The organism is Streptomyces spongiae (genome assembly GCF_009377185.1).
Lineage (GTDB): Bacteria > Actinomycetota > Actinomycetes > Streptomycetales > Streptomycetaceae > Streptomyces > Streptomyces spongiae.
In genome coordinates this window covers 1-2933 of sequence record NZ_VJZC01000872.1, presented here as the reverse complement: position 1 = coordinate 2933, position 2933 = coordinate 1, and the positions used below count along the sequence as shown (strand labels likewise).

1 protein-coding gene and 1 pseudogene are annotated in these 2933 nt (G+C 68.2%); one reads left to right on the top strand and one right to left on the bottom strand.

The annotated features are described in order from the left end of the window. Positions 1-122 precede the first annotated feature (122 nt). Positions 123-1175, top strand: a pseudogene (locus FNH08_RS48065) (protein kinase family protein). A 56-nt stretch (positions 1176-1231) separates the two neighbouring features. Here FNH08_RS48065 and FNH08_RS48060 read toward each other — a convergent pair. After that, the gene (locus tag FNH08_RS48060) at positions 1232-2605 is read right to left on the bottom strand and encodes a glycoside hydrolase family 16 protein (RefSeq protein ID WP_152778208.1); all 1374 of its coding nucleotides are present in this window, start codon (positions 2603-2605) and stop codon (positions 1232-1234) included. Positions 2606-2933 lie beyond the last annotated feature (328 nt).

The following is a 2933-nucleotide window of genomic DNA, read 5'->3' as shown; positions in this document are numbered from 1 at the left end:
GGATGGGACGGGTAGGGGCGGCGGGGGCGGAGGAATCAGCCCGCTGCCGCAGCCCGTTGTTTCCCCCGACCCGCCGCCGATCTTCACGTAAGGTGCGGTCAATGGCAGTGAAAGTCCCTGACATGTCGCGCCCTGCGCGTCTCCGCGCCCACAGCGCCGTCTCCACATCCTTGGCCCTGTGCAGTGATTCCGCCCTGCGCGAGCTCGTGGACGCGGCCGTGCCGATCGGATCCGGCATCGGAGGGACGGCGGCCCTGATGGATGTCGCCGGAACCCCGGTCTTCGTGAAGCGCGTGCCCCTCACCGACTTGGAGAGGTAACCTGAGCACGTCCGGTCGACGGCGAATCTGTTCGAGCTGCCAACCTTCTGCAAGTACGGCATCGGCACCATCGGCGCGCCGAGTTTCGGGGCCTGGAGAGAACTCGCCGTGCACACCATGACGACGAACTGGGTGCTCGCGGCGGAACACGAGGGCTTCCCCCTGATGTACCACTGGAGGGTGCTGCCCGACTCGACGCCCCTGCCCGAGGAACTGGCCGACATCGAACGGGCTGTTGGCTACTGGGGCGGCGGATCGCAGGTGCGCCGCCGGATCGAGGCTCTTGAGCAGTCCTCGGCGAACGTCGCGCTGTTCCTGGAGTACATCCCGCAGAACCTGCACCAGTGGCTGGACCTTCAGGTCAAGGCAGGAGGCGAGAGTGCCGACCGAGCCTGCGCCATGGTGGAGAGGGACTTGGAAGCCGGCACCTCGTTCATGAACGCCCGAGGGCTCCTGCACTTCGACACGCACTTCGAGAACATCCTCACCGACGGCCGGCGCCTCTACTTCGCGGACTACGGCCTCGCGATCTCCTCCCGCTTCGAGCTGGCGCAGGACGAGGCCGACTTCTTCGACCGGCATCAGGTCTACGACCGCTGTTACAACGCCACGTATCTGGTGAACTGGCTGGTCACCGCTCTGTACGGGTTCCAGGTGGAGGACCGGGAGGGTCGCTACGAGCTGGTGCGTGCCTACGCGGACGGCGAGCGCCCCACAGGTATCCCCGAGGAGGCCGCGGCGATCATCGCCCGGCACGCGCCGGTCGCCGCCGTGATATCCGACTTCAACCGCACGTTCCAGAGCACGAGCAGGCAGATCCCGTACCCGCTCGAGGAGATCAGTCGGCTCGCCTGAAAGAACAGGTGCGACCCGCCGCATGGCGGGTCGCACCGGCACTCAGTACTTCTCGCTCAGCGGCCGAAGTTGAACCAGTTGACGTTCACGAACTCCTGGGACTGGCCGCTCGTGAAGGTGAGGTAGACGTCATGGGTCCCGGTGACGCTGCTGATGTTCGCCGGGATCGTCCGCCAGGACTGCCAGCCGCCGGTGTTGCCGACGGCGAAGCTGCCGACGGGGGTGCTCGTACGGCTGTCGAGGCGGACCTCGACGAGGCCGCTGACACCGGATGCGGCGCCGCTGGCAACACGGGCGTTGAACTGGGTGGCCGCCGTGGAGCCGAAGGTGACGCCCTTGTAGAGGGCCCAGTCGCCGTTTGCGAGGGCGCCGATGTTCTGGCCGCCGCCCGAGTCGGAGGTGGACTCGGTGCTCACGCCGCTCTGGCTGTCGTACGACTCCGCCTGGATCGGGCTGTACGCGTCACGGTTGCCGGTCGGCGGAGGGGTGGTACCGCTCCCACTGGACAGCACCTGGACGTAGTCGACGACCATGGGGTGGCCGGGCTCGGTCGCGCTGTCCAGGCCGCCGCCGAACGCGTCCGGGAAGGCGCCGCCCATGGCCACGTTCAGGATGATGAAGAACCCGTGGTTGGTGGCGTTGGCCCACGTCGTCGCGTCGACCTGGTTGGCCGTCACCGTGTGGAAGGTGGTGCCGTCGACCAGGAAGCGGATCGCTTCCGGGCTCGCCGAGCGGTCCCACTCCATGGTGTAGGTGTGGAAGCCCGACTGGCACGTGGCGCCCGGACACGCCGTGTAGTTGCCGATGCCGGTGGTCTCGTTGCACGGGCCGCCGGGGTTGGTGCCGCAGTGCATCGTGGCCCACACGCGGTTGAGGCCCTGGACGTTCTCCATGATGTCCAACTCGCCGACGCTCGGCCAGTTCTGGTAGTTGCCCCGGTACGGCGCACCGAGCATCCAGAACGCGGGCCAGTAGCCCTCGGCCGCGGTGCCGGTGACGTTCGGCATCTGGATACGGGCCTCGACGCGCAGCTTCCCGCCCGACGGGGGCTGGAAGTCGGTGCGGTTGGTCTCGATGCGGCCCGAGGTCCAGTTGCCGGAGGTGTCACGCCGCGGGGTGATGCGGAGGTTGCCGTTGCCGTCGAGGGCGACGTTGTTGGTGCTGTTCGTCATCGTCTCGACCTCGCCGGTGCCCCAGTTGGCGGGGCCGCCCGGGTAGCCGGTGCCGGTCGCGTACTGCCAGTTGGAAGTGGAGACGCCGGTCCCGGCGGAGCCGTTGAAGTCGTCGACGAAGACCTGGGTCCAGCCGCTGGGCGGGGTGGGCGCCGACGCCTGTGCCGCCGAGGCGCCGGCCGCGGCCAGGCTCAGAGCGCTGACGAGGGCGAGGAGCGTGCGTCGTAGTGGGTTGCGTCTCGTGGGGGTTGTCCTCATGAGTACCTCTTTGCGTACGGAGTGGGGTGCGCGGGTGCAGAGGCGAGCGCCCTGGGCGGAGCCTGGGGAAGGCGGGTGCTTGAGAGCGCTCTCAATGAGAGGTGCGGGGCCAATGTGCTCCCGGCCACTCGGACCGTCAAGAGGTGAAGCAGTGAAAGTTCCTTGAGGGCGGGGCGAGTTCACCCCCTGAAGGAGTCGGGAAGTGAGGCGGGGAAGGAGGCGGTCTCGTGAGGACTTCTGTTCGATCACAGGGCGGGCACGGGCCCGGTGGCGGCGGCCGTGACCGGGGAGTCTGCGCGTATGGGGAGACGTGGGGGATGTGTGGGGG